17 protein-coding genes are annotated in these 13467 nt (G+C 66.5%); 7 read left to right on the forward strand and 10 right to left on the reverse strand.

Annotated features, from left to right (window positions below; all coding sequences use genetic code 11):
* Window positions 1-29 precede the first annotated feature (29 nt).
* Window positions 30-869 (reverse strand): alpha/beta hydrolase, encoded by an 840-nt coding sequence (locus LU688_RS02460; RefSeq protein WP_094012318.1) that lies wholly within the window; start codon window positions 867-869, stop codon window positions 30-32.
* A 181-nt stretch (window positions 870-1050) separates the two neighbouring features.
* Here LU688_RS02460 and LU688_RS02465 point away from each other — a divergent pair, with 181 nt between their 5' ends.
* Window positions 1051-1935, forward strand: coding sequence for a sugar nucleotide-binding protein (locus LU688_RS02465; RefSeq protein WP_038707252.1), 885 nt, complete (start codon window positions 1051-1053; stop codon window positions 1933-1935).
* Window positions 1928-2860 carry an NAD-dependent epimerase/dehydratase family protein gene (locus LU688_RS02470; RefSeq protein ID WP_094012317.1) on the forward strand — a complete coding sequence of 311 codons (933 nt, stop codon included), beginning with the start codon at window positions 1928-1930 and terminating at the stop codon, window positions 2858-2860. Before LU688_RS02465 ends, LU688_RS02470 begins: the two co-directional genes overlap by 8 nt.
* 30 nt (window positions 2861-2890) lie before the next feature.
* Here LU688_RS02470 and LU688_RS02475 read toward each other — a convergent pair whose 3' ends face one another.
* Window positions 2891-3331, reverse strand: coding sequence for a winged helix-turn-helix transcriptional regulator (locus LU688_RS02475; protein ID WP_094012316.1), 441 nt, complete (start codon window positions 3329-3331; stop codon window positions 2891-2893).
* Between the two features lie 98 nt (window positions 3332-3429).
* Here LU688_RS02475 and LU688_RS02480 point away from each other — a divergent pair, with 98 nt between their 5' ends.
* Entirely contained in the window at window positions 3430-4653 is a 1224-nt protein-coding gene (locus LU688_RS02480) for an MFS transporter (RefSeq protein WP_104445314.1), read from the forward strand.
* On the opposite strand, the gene LU688_RS02485 is transcribed toward LU688_RS02480, so the two are convergent.
* The 5 genes from LU688_RS02485 to LU688_RS02505 all read right to left on the reverse strand — a co-directional run bounded on the left by LU688_RS02485 (window position 4641) and on the right by LU688_RS02505 (window position 8537).
* A complete protein-coding gene (locus LU688_RS02485; protein ID WP_023631912.1) occupies window positions 4641-5324 on the reverse strand; it encodes an OmpW/AlkL family protein in 684 nt (227 codons plus the stop codon). The genes LU688_RS02480 and LU688_RS02485 overlap by 13 nt on opposite strands.
* Before the next feature lie 110 nt (window positions 5325-5434).
* Window positions 5435-5989, reverse strand: coding sequence for a DUF3299 domain-containing protein (locus tag LU688_RS02490; RefSeq protein ID WP_371041537.1), 555 nt, complete (start codon window positions 5987-5989; stop codon window positions 5435-5437).
* Between the two features lie 8 nt (window positions 5990-5997).
* Window positions 5998-7263 (reverse strand): ABC transporter permease, encoded by a 1266-nt coding sequence (locus tag LU688_RS02495; protein WP_160291307.1) that lies wholly within the window; start codon window positions 7261-7263, stop codon window positions 5998-6000.
* Window positions 7263-7973 carry an ABC transporter ATP-binding protein gene (locus tag LU688_RS02500; protein ID WP_046857325.1) on the reverse strand — a complete coding sequence of 237 codons (711 nt, stop codon included), beginning with the start codon at window positions 7971-7973 and terminating at the stop codon, window positions 7263-7265. Before LU688_RS02500 ends, LU688_RS02495 begins: the two co-directional genes overlap by 1 nt.
* Window positions 7974-8537, reverse strand: a complete 564-nt coding sequence (locus LU688_RS02505) for a DUF2796 domain-containing protein (protein WP_023632922.1) — start codon at window positions 8535-8537, stop codon at window positions 7974-7976. It lies immediately after the preceding gene.
* Window positions 8538-8671: 134 nt separating this feature from the next.
* On the opposite strand from LU688_RS02505, the gene LU688_RS02510 reads away from it, so the two are divergent.
* Window positions 8672-9016, forward strand: coding sequence for a hypothetical protein (locus LU688_RS02510; RefSeq protein ID WP_023632921.1), 345 nt, complete (start codon window positions 8672-8674; stop codon window positions 9014-9016).
* A gap of 26 nt (window positions 9017-9042) precedes the next feature.
* On the opposite strand, the gene trxA is transcribed toward LU688_RS02510, so the two are convergent.
* From trxA to LU688_RS02525, 3 genes are read right to left on the reverse strand one after another with little or no spacing between them, the layout of a single operon-like run.
* On the reverse strand, window positions 9043-9915 hold the full coding sequence (gene trxA, locus LU688_RS02515; protein WP_038707255.1) for a thioredoxin: 873 nt from the start codon (window positions 9913-9915) through the stop codon (window positions 9043-9045).
* Window positions 9916-9946: 31 nt separating this feature from the next.
* Complete coding sequence (locus tag LU688_RS02520; RefSeq protein ID WP_094012312.1) at window positions 9947-10606, reverse strand: class I SAM-dependent methyltransferase; 660 nt, start codon at window positions 10604-10606, stop codon at window positions 9947-9949.
* Complete coding sequence (locus LU688_RS02525; protein WP_094012311.1) at window positions 10607-11059, reverse strand: YbaY family lipoprotein; 453 nt, start codon at window positions 11057-11059, stop codon at window positions 10607-10609.
* 105 nt (window positions 11060-11164) lie between these two features.
* Here LU688_RS02525 and nrdR point away from each other — a divergent pair, with 105 nt between their 5' ends.
* Genes nrdR through LU688_RS02540 form a run of 3 tightly spaced genes read left to right on the forward strand, consistent with a single transcriptional unit; the run spans window position 11165 to window position 13467 of the window.
* On the forward strand, window positions 11165-11629 hold the full coding sequence (gene nrdR / locus LU688_RS02530; RefSeq protein WP_009685710.1) for a transcriptional regulator NrdR: 465 nt from the start codon (window positions 11165-11167) through the stop codon (window positions 11627-11629).
* A 2-nt stretch (window positions 11630-11631) separates the two neighbouring features.
* Window positions 11632-12759, forward strand: a complete 1128-nt coding sequence (ribD, locus tag LU688_RS02535) for a bifunctional diaminohydroxyphosphoribosylaminopyrimidine deaminase/5-amino-6-(5-phosphoribosylamino)uracil reductase RibD (RefSeq protein ID WP_094012310.1) — start codon at window positions 11632-11634, stop codon at window positions 12757-12759.
* Window positions 12760-12801: 42 nt separating this feature from the next.
* Window positions 12802-13467 (forward strand): riboflavin synthase, encoded by a 666-nt coding sequence (locus tag LU688_RS02540; RefSeq protein ID WP_023632720.1) that lies wholly within the window; start codon window positions 12802-12804, stop codon window positions 13465-13467.

Genomic DNA, 13467 nt, shown 5'->3' on the forward strand with positions numbered 1-13467 from the left:
GGCGCATTGACTCGTGGGCGCCCGCAGAGCTAGTCGAGAATGAACGCCGCCACCGCGTCGGCCACCTGATCCGCCACCTGTGGCCGGTCACGCAGGTGCGCGGCGATGCCGTGGTCGCAGTCGGTGAGCATCAGGCATTCCACATGGGGCGCCGGCACCGAACGCAACAAGGCGTGGGTGACTTCCTCGGGGATCGGGCTGTAGCGCTCGACACCCGCCAGGCGCCGGGTGCCGGCAGAGGTCCCGGGGCCCTGGCCGTGCACCTTGGAGTTGAGCCCGTCATATTCGCCGATCACCAACAGTACCCGGCCCTGGAACTGGCGCAGGAAGGCATAGCTGTCGCAGTCGAGGAACGCATAAGGCTTGCGAATCGCTTCGCTGAAGGCTGGGCCGAAGGGGGCGACATGGGCCGCATCGGGATAGACCGCCGGGCAGATCAGCACCAGCTTGCGCACGTTGGGGCGCTGGGCGGCCAGCTTGAGGGCGATGGCGGCGCCCAGGCTGTGACCGACCAGGGTGTCGCTGCGCGCATCCAGATGCTGGTGGAAGCGCAGGGCTTCCTCCAGGTTGCTGGCCAACGACGCGTCCTTTGCACCAGGCTCGCTGGCCAGGCTGTGGCCGGAGAGGTTGCCGGTCAGCGAGCCGATCCCCTGCTGTTGCAGGCGATAGAGCAAAGGGTTCAGGCGGGTGAAATCGGAGCGGGCGCCGCCGACCACAAAGACAGTAGGGGCGCACTCATGTACCGGGAGCAGCAGGCGGGCCTGTTGCCGATAACCGTCGAAAGCCTCGTCGATAAAGCGTTCCGGGCCGGGAGCGGGTTCGTCGTATTGCCATCTGGCGCGCAGCGCGGTGTTCGACTCGGCATCCATGTTGATCTCCTTGAACAGGCCATGCGCAGTATAAGTAGCTGTCGGCAAAGGCGGAACACCCGTCCGATCGGCGCCAATCGGCACGCGGTGCGCGCCAGGCCTTGCCTGGGTTGGACTTCCCCTGTCGGAAACAGCAAAATGAACCCTTTCCTCCATCGACCAGACCGGACCTGTTGACTCTATGCGTATGCGCCTGATGCTGTTGGGTGGTGGCAATGCCCTCGGGCAAGCGCTGATTCGTCTCGGGGCCGAGGAAGATATCGCTTTCCTGGCGCCTCGCCCTCCGGAAAACGGCTGGGATCCGGCCAGCCTGACCCTGCTGCTCGACGAGCAGCGCCCGCACACCGTGATCAACCTGGCCTACTACTTCGACTGGTTCCAGGCCGAGTCGGTCAGCGAGCAACGCCTGGCCCAGCAGGAGCGGGCGGTGGAGCGGCTCGCCGAACTGTGCCAGCACCACGAGATGATCCTCGTGCAGCCGTCCAGCTATCGGGTGTTCGATGGTTCGCGCGCCACGGCCTACAGCGAGAAGGACGAGCCGGTGCCGCTCGGCCTGCGTGGCCAGGCGCTGTGGCGCATCGAGCAGAGTGTGCGCGCCACCTGCCCGCAGCATGTGCTGCTGCGTTTCGGCTGGCTGCTTGATGAAAGCCTCGATGGCGCGCTCGGGCGTTTCCTGACCCGTGCCGAGCAGCCCCAGGAACTGCTGCTGGCCGATGATCGCCGCGGCAACCCGACGCCGGTGGACGACGCCGCGCGGGTGATTCTCTCAGTGCTCAAGCAACTCGATTGCCAGGCGCCGCTGTGGGGTACCTACCACTACGCCGGCAACGAGGCCACCACGCCGTTGGTGCTCGGCCAGGCGATCCTCACCGAGGCCACCCAGTGGCGCAAGCTGGCCGTGCAGGCGCCTACCGCCCAGGCCCACGCCGCCCGCCCGGATGCCAGCGAGGAGCCGCAGCACGCGGTCCTGGCCTGCAAGAAGATCCTTCATACCTTCGGCATCAAGCCACGCGCCTGGCGCGCCGGCTTGCCGCCCCTACTGGACCGATTCTACCGACATGGCTGACGCCCCCATCCTGATCACCGGCGGTGCCGGCTTCATTGGCTCGCACCTGTGCGATGCGTTGCTGGAGAAAGGCTACGCGGTGCGTATCCTCGACGACCTGTCGACCGGCAAGCGCGACAACCTGCAGCTTGGCCACCCGCGCCTGGAACTGCTCGAGGGCGATGTCGCCGATGCCGCGCTGGTGGCCCGTGCCGCCGCTGGCTGCCAGGCGGTGGTGCACCTGGCAGCGGTGGCCTCGGTGCAGGCCTCGGTGGAAGACCCGGTGAAGACTCACCAGAGCAACTTCATCGGCACGCTGAACGTGTGCGAGGCGATGCGCCTGAACGGCATCCGCCGCGTGCTGTTCGCCTCCAGCGCGGCGGTGTACGGCAACAACGGCGAAGGCCAGTCGATTGCCGAAGATACCCCCAAGGCGCCGCTGACCCCCTACGCGGTGGACAAGCTGGCCAGCGAGCAGTACCTGGACTTCTACCGCCGCCAACACGGGTTGGAGCCGGTGGTGTTCCGCTTCTTCAACATCTTCGGGCCACGCCAGGACCCTTCATCGCCGTATTCCGGGGTGATCAGCATCTTCTGCGAGCGCGCCACCAGTGGCAAACCGATCACGGTGTTCGGTGATGGCGAGCAGACCCGCGACTTCCTGTTTGTCGGTGACCTGGTCCAGGTAATGGTGCAGGCGCTCGAGCAGCAGGCGGTGGAAGAGGGCGCGGTCAACATCGGCCTGAACCAGGCGACCTCGCTGAACCAGTTGCTCAAGGCGCTGGAACAGGTGGTGGGCGGTTTGCCTGCAATCAGCTACGGCCAGGCACGGTCGGGGGACATCCGCCATTCGCGAGCGGACAACTCGCGTTTGCTGGCACGTTTCGACTTCCCTGAGCCGACGCCGTTTGTCGAAGGCCTCGCCCGCTTGCTCGGCAAAGCTTGAGCCTCTCGCGGGGCTTGCCCCGCGATGATGTCACGAATGCCGGATCAGCTGTCGCCGGCAATCCTCCGGCCCCAGCACTCGCCCGTCCCGGGCCCGCACCTGCAACGTCTCCAGCCCCTGGCCGCGATCATCGACCAACTGCGAGCGTGACTCTCCTGACGTGAACAGGTACCGCTCCCCCCATTGGCGCAAGCCGATCACGATCGGAAACACCGAACGGCCCTTCTCCGTCAGCACATATTCCTTGTAGGCACTGCCATCGGATGCAGGCTGCTGTGCCAGTAGCCCGGCCTCCACCAGCAGTTTCAGGCGCGCAGCGAGGATGTTCTTCGCCAGCCCGAGGTTTTTCTGCAATTCGCTGAAACGGCACGGGCCATCGAAGGCATCGCGCAGAATCATCAGCGCCCAGCGGTCGCCGAGCACCTCCAGGGCGCGGGCCACTGGGCATTGCTGGTTGTTCTCGTCGAGCATGAGGCGTTCCTTGGGGGTGATCTAGTTGCAGAATAAAACCATGTTTGCTAGAAATCCAGTTTCATGGTTTTAAATTGAAACCAGATTTGGAGGGATTGCTGATGCCACCGCTCACCCGCGGATTGACGCTGTTGCTGGCTGCCGCCTGCGCCCTGGCCGTGGCCACGGTGTACCTCGCCCAGCCGCTGCTGGAGGCCATGGCCGCAAGCCTCGGCGTAAGCGCTGCGCACGCCGGCCTGGTGGTGGGCATGACCCAGGCCGGCTATGCCTTGGGTCTGTTGCTGATCGTGCCGCTGGGCGACCTGGTCGATCGCCGCCGGCTGATCGTTGGTCAGTTGCTGGCATCGGCCGGCGCGTTGTTGGCCGTGGCGTTTGCCGTGGACTGGGCCATGTTGCTGGCGGTGATGGCCATGGTCGGCCTGGCTGCGGTGGTGGTGCAGGTGATGGTCGCGCATGCCGCCACACTGGCCACGCCAGCTCAGCAGGGGCAGGCGGTGGGGACTGTCACCAGTGGCGTGGTGCTGGGCATCCTGTCAGCGCGCTTGGTCTCGGGTGCACTGGCTGACCTGCTGGGCTGGCACGGCGTATACGTCGTGGCTGCGGGGCTGGCGTTGGCCATGGCGTTGTTGCTGGCCTGGCGCTTGCCTGCTGTCAAACCGCAGGGGCCGAGGCAGCGCTATCGGGTACTGCTGGTTTCAGTGCTGCGCTTGTACCGGCATGACCGTCTGCTACGTCAGCGCGGTGTGTTTGCGGTGCTGATCTTCGCGGCGTTCAGCGTGCTGTGGAGCGCGATGGTGTTGCCCCTGAGCGCCCCGCCGCTGGCGCTCGATCACACCCAGGTCGGGTTGTTCGGCCTGGCCGGCGTGGCTGGCGCGCTGGCGGCATCGCGTGCCGGGCGCCTGGCGGATCAGGGGCATGGCCGGCGGGTGAGCGGTTGGGCGCTCGGGCTGTTGACGCTGTCATGGCTGCCCAGCGCCTACCTGGAGCAGTCATTGCTGGCGCTGGTGATCGGGGTGCTGATGCTGGACCTGGCCGTGCAGGCCGTGCATGTGACCAACCAGAGCTTGTTGCTGGCGGGGCGCGGCGAGATGGCCAGCCGGCTGATCGGTGCCTACATGTGCTGCTATTCGGTGGGCAGCGGGGTGGGAGCGGTCGTGGCGACCTGGGTGTATGGGCAGTGGGGCTGGGTGGCGGTGTGCGGGTTGGGGGCGGGGATAAGCGCTGCTGCCTGGGGCTACTGGGGGTACCTGTGGTGGGGCGAGACGGCGCGGGGCAAGCCCGCTCCAGAAGGAACGGGCTTGCCTGCGGATCAGAACTTGTAGCCGATGCCGACCATGTAGACCCATGGATCGACGTCCACGTCGACCTTGGTCTTGCCGACGCCCAGGGCGCTCGGGCCATCGATGCTGGCCTTGGTGTCGATGTCGACGTACCAGACCGCGGCGTTGAGCAGCAGGTTGTCGGTAAGCATGTAGTCCATGCCCAGCTGGCCGGCGATACCCACCGAGTCCTTCAGCTTCATGTTGCTGAAGCCCTGGGCCTTACGATTGCTCTTCAGGTCTTCATCGAAGAACATCGTGTAGTTGATGCCCACGCCGGCGTAGGGCTGGAATTTGGAGCTTGGCTCCATCGGGTAGTACTGCAGCGACAGGGTCGGTGGCAGTTGCTTGATGTCGGCCAGCTTGCCGTCCAGGCCTGGGCCGAGGCCCTTGACGCCGACGGTGTGCTGGAACGGCGTGGCAGCCAGCAGCTCAAGGCCGATGTGGTCGGTGAGCATGTAGGCGAAGGCCAGGCCCAGCTGGGTGTCGCTGTCCAGGGTCGCCTTGGTGCCCGACACCTTGGCGCCATCGAGCTTGATGTCACCGCTGCTTTCGTTCGGCGCAGTGGTGATGGCGCCAGCACGGAGGATGAAATCCCCCGCCTGGTGGGCGTGGGCAACAGGGGCTGCGAGCGCCAACGCGACGAGCGAGGCACTGAGCAAGGACTTGTTCATGGAAGCTCCCAGAGGACGTGAGTAATCGAGTAGTCCAATGGTACGAAGCTGACTAAACAGAAAGTTTGACCCAGCTCAACGAAGCCTCTTCAAACGGGCGTGCACAGTTCTCACTTCAGCTCATAAGCGTAGATTTTCTCGGCTTCCATCTGGTAGCCCGCATCCGCCAGCTCGCTGCTGGACGCCTTGACCTGCATCGTGCCTTCGATCCAGTAGGGTTGATAGAGGTCTTCGATGCGCACGCCCATCTCGCTGAAGATGTGCACGATCTGGTTCGAGGGTGGCGGTGGCACGTGGATGCAGGCGCCGTAGTAGGGCACCAGAAGGAATTCGGTGGTGCGGCCTTCGTCGCTGACCTCCAGTGGCACGATGTAGCCGGGGATCTTCACCGGCTGGCCGTCCAGTGCCTTCACCACCGGCGCGTTGGGCGCCTGCTGGCGCGCGGCGGGGGCGGCCTCGGCGGCCAGCGCGTCGCTGATCTGCGACAGGTCGTGCAGTGGCGTCAGTTGCGGCGGGATGATCGGCGCGCCTTCGGGGATCAGGGCGGGCCAGTCCAGTTCACGAGGTTCGGCGGCGCACACCGTGGATGCCAGCAACACCACTGCCAGTAACAGGTAATGCCAAGCGGTGGAAGCCTGCCTTTTGTCCATGGACGTCGCGCTCATGAAGGTTCTCAAAGATGAATCGACAGGCCATCGGCCAGCGACTGTCGGTAGGCGCGCCAGGCCGGCACGCTGCCCATCAGCAGCGCCGCGCCAAGGATGATAGCCAGCAGCGTCCACTCATGGGCGCTTGGCCAGGCCAATGGCAGGTACAGCCCGTAATTGGCCTGCACATAGCCCTGTGCCAGGGCTATGCAGGCATACAGCAAGCCAAGCCCGGCGGCGATGCCCGACAATGCCAGGGCCAGTGCCTCGAGCACCAGCAGCCCGGCGATGTGCCAGGGACGGGCCCCCACCGAGCGCAGGATGGCCATTTCCCGGCGGCGTTCGTTGAGGCTGGTGAAAATCGCGGTGAGCATGCCGATCAGGCCGGTGAGCACGACGAACAACGACACCACGAACAGTGCCTGCTCGGCCGTGCCCATCAGGCTCCACAGCTCCTGCAGGGCCACACCGGGCAGGATCGCAAGCAGGGGCTCGGCACGGTACTCGTTGATCTCGCGCTGCAGGCTGAAAGTGGCGATCTTGCTGTTGAGCCCGAGCATGAAGGCGGTGATGGCGGTGGGTTGCAGGTCCATGGCGCGGGCCTGCTCGGCACTGATGCGTCCGGCGCCACGGGCCGGGACGCCGTTGTGCCAGTCGATGTGAATCGCCTCCATCCCTGCCAGGCTGATGTGCAGGGTGCGGTCCACCGGGGTGCCGGTGCGCTCGAGCACGCCGACCACGGTGAATGGCTTGTCGTCATGCTTGACCAGGCTGATGGCGGCCACGCCGTGCGCCAGCACCAGCTTGTCACCCAGTTTGTAGTGCAGCGCCTCGGCGACTTCGGCACCCAGCACCACTTCGAACGGATCGTCGGCGAACGCCCGGCCCTGGTCGAGTGCCAGGTGCTGGCGGCGACCGAACTGGTAATGGCTGAAGTAGTCGGCGCTGGTGCCCATCACCCGGTAGCCGCGGTGCGAATCGCCCAGGGAAATCGGGATCGCCCACTTCACCCGTGGATCCTTGGCGTAATGCTCGTAGCTGTCCCAGCGGATATTGTTGGTGGCATTGCCGATGCGGAACACCGAGTACAGCAGCAGATTCACCGACCCCGAACGGGCGCCGACGATCAGGTCGGTGCCGCTGATGGTGCTGGCGAAACTGGCGCGGGCTTCGGTGCGTACCCGCTCGACGGCCAGCAGCAAGCACACCGACAGGGCGATGGCGAACGCGGTGAGCAGGGCGGTGAAACGGCGGTTGGCCAGGCTGGCCAGGGCAAGGCGAAGCAGGTACATCAGGCCTCCCGGGGCTTGGCGGCGCGATTGAGCTCGGCCAGGGACAGATGGCGGTCGAACAGCGGCGCCAGGCTCTGGTCATGACTGACGAACAGCAGGCTGGCGCCGGCGTCGCGGCATTCGTCGAACAACAGGCGGATGAACGCCTCGCGGGTGTCGGCGTCGAGGGCCGAGGTCGGCTCGTCGGCGATCACCAGCTCGGGCTGGCCGATCAGCGCCCTGGCCGCGGCGACTCGCTGCTGCTGCCCGATCGACAGGCTGTCGGCGCGGCGGGCGAGCAGGGCCGGGTCGTCCAGACCCAGGTGGGCGAGCAACTGGGCAGCGGCCTGGTCGATGCTGCCGTGGCGCTGGGCGGCGCGAGCGGCACGGCTTTTCGAGAAGCGGCAGGGCAGCTCGACGTTTTCGCGCACCGAGAGGAACGGCAGCAGGTTGAACTGCTGGAAGATGTAGCCGGTGTGATCGACCCGGAAGCGGTCGCGCGCGCCCTGGCCCAAGGTCGCCAAGTCCTGGCCGAGCAGGCGGATGCTGCCCTGGCCTGGGCGGTTGACCCCGCCCAGCAGGCCGAGCAGGGTGGTCTTGCCACTGCCGCTGGGGCCCTTGAGGAACAACGCCTCGCCGGGCTCCAGGCGAAACGCCGGGATCTCCAGCAGCGGCGCCTGGCCAGGCCAGGCGAACACCAGGTCATGCAGTTCGATCAGCGGCTGGCTCATTCAGAACTCGACCACGGCCTTGGCGGGGGTGGCTTCCACGCCTTTCTGGCCATTCGGGCCGATCAGTTGCACGTTGATCTTCTGGGTTTGCGGGAAGGTTTTGAACAGGCGGCCGAGGTCGATCTGGGTGAGTTTGCCCGGGGTGGCGCAGGTCAGTTGGTAACGGGCATTGATGTCGGCGTGCTGGTGCGCGTCGCCGCCAGCCTCGGGGGCATTACCGAACAGCGGGCTTTCCAGGTCCTGGGCCTCCTCCTTGCAACCGGCGGCCTGGGCGATGGCGAACAACTTCAGGGGTTGTTCGAGCTGCTGGCGGGCGGCGGCGACCTTGGCTTTGTCGGCGTCGCTGCTGGCGGCGTGTTCGAAGCCCACCAGGTTCATTGCCGGGCTGTCCAGCGCCAGCTCGAGGACGTTGCCGTCGAGTACCGCGTTGAGCTTGGCCACGCCGTGCTCATGGGCGCCGAGGGTGCCATGGGCGTGATCGTGATCATGGTCGTGATCGTCGTGGGCATGGGCCACGGCCAGGGGAAGCAGGGCAAAGGGCAGGGCGAGCAACAGACGACGCATGGACGGCTCCACAGGCGGCTTAGGATGAATTTGTGATGTTATAACAATTTGCATTTGCCCCGCCAGCCTGCCTGGCACAGGTTTCATGTTCGTGGGAGCATGGCGTAATCGAGCCTGGAAACAAGGAAATAATCGTGAGAATTCGTGGGCAGATCGGCGCGTGGCCGGTGGACCTGACTGTCGAGCTGGAGCCGCATGAGTGGGCGCAGCTGGGGCGTAGGATGGATGTCCAGGCCCCGGTGGAAGCTGCGCCGGTCAGCGCCAGCCCCGTACCCCGACAGGATGACGGACAGTGGGTGGCGGCGCGTGAAGTGCTGCGTCAGGCGGGGCAGATGGGTGGTCCGGAACTGCTGGAGCGTCTGGAAGGTTTGGCCGGAAGCGTGGCGGCAGGCAAGCGGCTGCTGGTGCGGTTGCGCCATAGCAGTGAGGTGAAGGTGGAAAGTGGCGTGGATGCGCCGGTGTATCGCTGGGTGGGATGAGGGGCTGCATAGCAGCCCCAGCAGCCTCAGAACAACGCTGAGGACAGCTTGCGGCGGTACACACTGACCAGCGGATGCTCGTTGCCCAGCAGCTCGAACACCTGTAGCAGCGCCTTCTGCGGCAGGCCGTTCTCGTAGGCGCGGTTGCGCTGAAACAGCTTCAGCAATCCATCCATTGCGGCCTCGTACTGCTGGCGTGCCAACTGTTGGATGCACAGCTGGTAGGTTGCTTCGTCATCCTGCGGATTCTGCGCCAGGCGGCTCTTCAGCTCCGCGGCTTCCGGCAGGCTGGCGGCCTGGCGCAGGAAGGTCAGCTGGGCCTTGGCGCCGGCCAGTGCGGCCTTGTGCTCGTCGGTCTTGACCGCGTCGAGCACCACCTGGGCCTCGCCCAGCTCGCCACGCTCGGCCAGGCAGCGGGCGTAGAGGATCAGCGCCTCGGCATTGCTGTTGTCTTCACCCAGCAGCACCTGCAGCAGGGCCTCGGCCTCGCTGAAGCGACTTTCGGCGAACAGCGCCTTGGCCTGCTCCAGCGGCGCGGCGGCGGGCGGCGCGGGCATCTGCACATGGGGTTCGAGCATGGCGCGGATGGCCGACTCGGGCTGCGCGCCGGCAAAGCCGTCGACCGGTTGGCCATCCTTGAACAACACCACGGTCGGCAGGCTGCGGATGCCGAACTGGGCGACGACCTGCTGCTCGACGTCGCAGTTGATCTTGGCCAGCAGCAGCTCGCCCTGGTAGCCCTCGGCGATCTTCGCCAACAGCGGCATCAGCGCCTTGCACGGCGCGCACCATTCGGCCCAGAAGTCGACCAGTACCGGCTTGTGGAAGGAGTTCTCGATGACCAACTGCTGGAAGGTGGCATCGGTGGCATCGAAGATAAATGGTGTTTCCTGGCTCATCGTGACTCTCGCAAATCCGTGAATGCCCCCACTATAAGGGCTCGCGGCTGGCGTGGTACAGGCTGACCCGGCGGAATTCGTGCGGCTCGGCCAGATCCGGCAGGGTCAGCGCCTCCAGCACGCCGAGCGGACGGTACAGCGGGTGGCTGAAATCGCGCACCCGCGAGTCGGCCACCAGCGCCTGGCGGCCACGGCCGAGGAATGCGTCCAGCAACGGCAGGTTGGCGCGGTCGTAGAGCACATCGGCGACCAGGATCAGGTCGAAGCGGTCGGCCTCGGCGAAGAAGTCGCTGCTGTAGCCCAGTGTCACGTTGTTCAGTGCGGCGTTGGCGCGGCAGGCGTCCAGGGCCAGCGGGTCGAGGTCGCAGGCCACCACCTCCAGCGCGCCGGCCCGGGCGGCGGCGATCCCGGCGATGCCGGAGCCGGCGCCGAAGTCCAGCACGCGCTTGCCACGCACCCAGTGCGGTTGCTCGGCCAGGTAGCGCGCCATGGCCAGGCCGCTGGCCCAGCAGAAGCTCCAGTAGGGAGGCTCTTCGAGAATGCGCCGGGTTTCCTCGCTGCTGAATGCGCGATCCATGTTCTGGTCGTCGATCAACCAGAGTTTCAGGTCGCACTCGGGCAGTTCACTGACGATCAGGCGTGCTTCGCCGATCAGGCCGCTCAAGGCCTGTTGCAGGGCCAGCGGGGCCATCTATGGTGCCTTTTCGAAACGCAGCGGGCCGGTGGCCTGGGTCTGGGCCTGGGCGATGGGTACCGGAGGCAGGTGCAGGATCAACTGGCCGGAGCGGCTGGCGCGGCCGCGCAGTTCGACCCGCGCGCCGGCCGGGAAGGCTTCGGGGTTGAAGCGCAGTCGGTAGGGCAAGGCCTGGCCGGTGCCGCTCAGGGTGCTGCTGGCCAGCAGTTGCTGCGGGCGGCCACGCTCGTCGATTACCAGCAGGGCCAGCTCCACATCGGCACCTGCCGGGATTTCCATCAGGGTACCGCTCAGCTCGCGCTGGTAGGCCGGCAGCGGGCCCAGGGGTTCGGTCTTCTTTGCCACCTTGGCCGGCACCGGGGCCGGGGCTTGCTCCGGATTTGGGCGGTCGCTGCCGCAGGCGGCGAGCAGGGCGGCGCAACACAGCACGACGAGCGCTCGAGGGTACATGGGGTCGTCCTTCACGGGCAGATTTGCATGGATGGTAACCCCTTTGGCTTGTCTTGCCAGTGCAATGCGCTACCATGGCCCTCCCTTTTTTTGTTGCCTGTCACCATGCACTGTCCGTTTTGCGGGGCCAACGACACCAAGGTCATCGACTCGCGCCTGGTCGCCGAGGGCGAACAGGTGCGTCGCCGTCGCGAGTGCGTCGCCTGCGGCGAACGTTTCACCACCTTCGAAACCGCCGAGCTGGTGCTGCCGCGGCTGATCAAGCAGGACGGCACGCGCCAGCCCTTCGATGAAGACAAGCTGCGCGCCGGCATGCAGCGCGCGCTGGAAAAGCGCCCGGTCAGCGTCGAGCGCCTGGAAGCGGCGTTGGCGCACATCAAGAGCCGCCTGCGTGCCACCGGCGAGCGCGAAGTGAAATCGCTGGTGGTCGGCGAGATGGTGATGGCCGAGCTGCGCAAGCTCGACGAAGTGGCCTACATCCGATTCGCCTCGGTCTACCGACGTTTCCAAGACCTCGACGAATTCCGCGAAGAAATCGACCGCCTGGCCCGCGAGCCAGCCAAAGAGTAAGCATGTCCAGCCAAGCCATTCTCGATGCCCACTACATGGCCCGGGCCGTGGAACTGGCCCGCAAGGGCCTGTACAGCACCCACCCAAACCCCCGCGTGGGCTGCGTGATCGTGCGCGATGGCGAGGTGGTCGGCGAGGGCTGGCATGTGCGTGCCGGCGAGCCGCACGCCGAGGTCCATGCCCTGCGCCAGGCCGGCGAGCGCGCCCGAGGCGCCTGTGCCTACGTCACCCTCGAACCCTGCAGCCACCATGGCCGCACGCCGCCGTGCGCCGAAGCCCTGGTCAACGCCGGGGTGGCGCGGGTGGTCGCGGCCATGCAGGACCCCAACCCGCAAGTGGCCGGCAATGGCCTGCGCCGTCTGCGCGAGGCCGGCATCGAGGTCGCCAGCGGGGTGCTCGAAGCCGAGGCTCGCGCCCTCAACACAGGCTTCTTCAAGCGTATGGAGCACGGCCTGCCATTCGTGCGCGCCAAGCTGGCGATGAGCCTGGACGGTCGCACCGCCATGGCCAGCGGCGAGAGCCAGTGGATCACCGGCCCCGCCGCTCGTGCCGCGGTCCAGCGCTTGCGCGCCCGGTCCAGCGTGGTGCTGACCAGCGCCGAGAGCGTGCTGTTCGACAACGCCCGCATGACCGTGCGTGGCGAGGAACTTGGCCTGGATGAGGCGCTCACCGCCCTGGCCGTGTCGCGCCCGCCGCTGCGCGTGCTGATCGACGGGCGCCTGCGCCTGCCACTGGACGCGCCGTTCTTCCAGGCCGGCCCGGCGCTGGTGGTGACCGCCACCGGCGAGGACCCTCGTTATGCCGCCGCCGGCCATGAGTTGCTTGACCTGCCCGGCAGCGACGGCCGCGTCGACTTGCCGGCCCTGCTGCGGGTGCTGGCCGGGCGGGGCGTCAACGAAATTCTCCTGGAAGCCGGCGCCGGTCTGGTCGGCGCCTTCGCCCGCCAGGGCCTGGTCGACGAGTACCAGTTGTTCGTCGCCGGCACCTTCCTCGGTTCCGACGCCCGTCCGCTGCTGGACTGGCCGCTGTCGAAAATGAGCGAGGCACCGCGGCTGAAGATCACCGACATGCGCGCGGTCGGCGATGACTGGCGAGTCACTGCCATCCCCCTGCCGGCCCCCGGCGTATAATGCCTGGCTTGCTTCGCGCAGCCCGTACTTGAGGAGAACAGTATGTTCACCGGCATCATCGAATCCATCGGCACCATCCGCAGCCTCACCCCCAAGGGCGGTGATGTGCGCGTCTACGTTGAAACCGGCAAGCTCGACCTGGCCGACGTCAAGCTTGGCGACAGCATCGCGGTCAACGGCGTGTGCCTGACCGCCGTCGAGCTGCCTGGCGACGGCTTCTGGGCCGACGTCAGCGTCGAGACCCTCAAGCGTACCGCCATGGTCGACCTCAAGAGCGGCAGCCGGGTCAACCTGGAAAAGGCCCTGACCCCGACCACTCGCCTGGGCGGACACCTGGTCAGCGGCCACGTCGACGGTGTCGGCGAAATCGTTTCGCGCGCTGATAACGCCCGCGCCATCCAGTTCCGCGTGCGTGCGCCCAAGGAGCTGGCCAAGTACATCGCCCACAAGGGCTCGATCACCGTCGACGGCACCAGCCTGACGGTCAACGAAGTCGATGGCGCCGAGTTCGAGCTGACCATCGTCCCGCACACCCTGTCTGAAACCATCATGGCCGACTACCGCGCAGGGCGTCGGGTGAACCTTGAGGTCGACCTGCTGGCCCGTTACCTGGAGCGTCTGCTGCTGGGCGACAAGGCCGCCGAGCCGAGCAAAGGCAGTGGCATCACCGAAAGCTTCCTGGCCGCCAACGGCTTCTTGAAATCCTGA

This window comes from Pseudomonas soli, assembly GCF_021283165.2.
Taxonomy (GTDB): domain Bacteria; phylum Pseudomonadota; class Gammaproteobacteria; order Pseudomonadales; family Pseudomonadaceae; genus Aquipseudomonas; species Aquipseudomonas soli.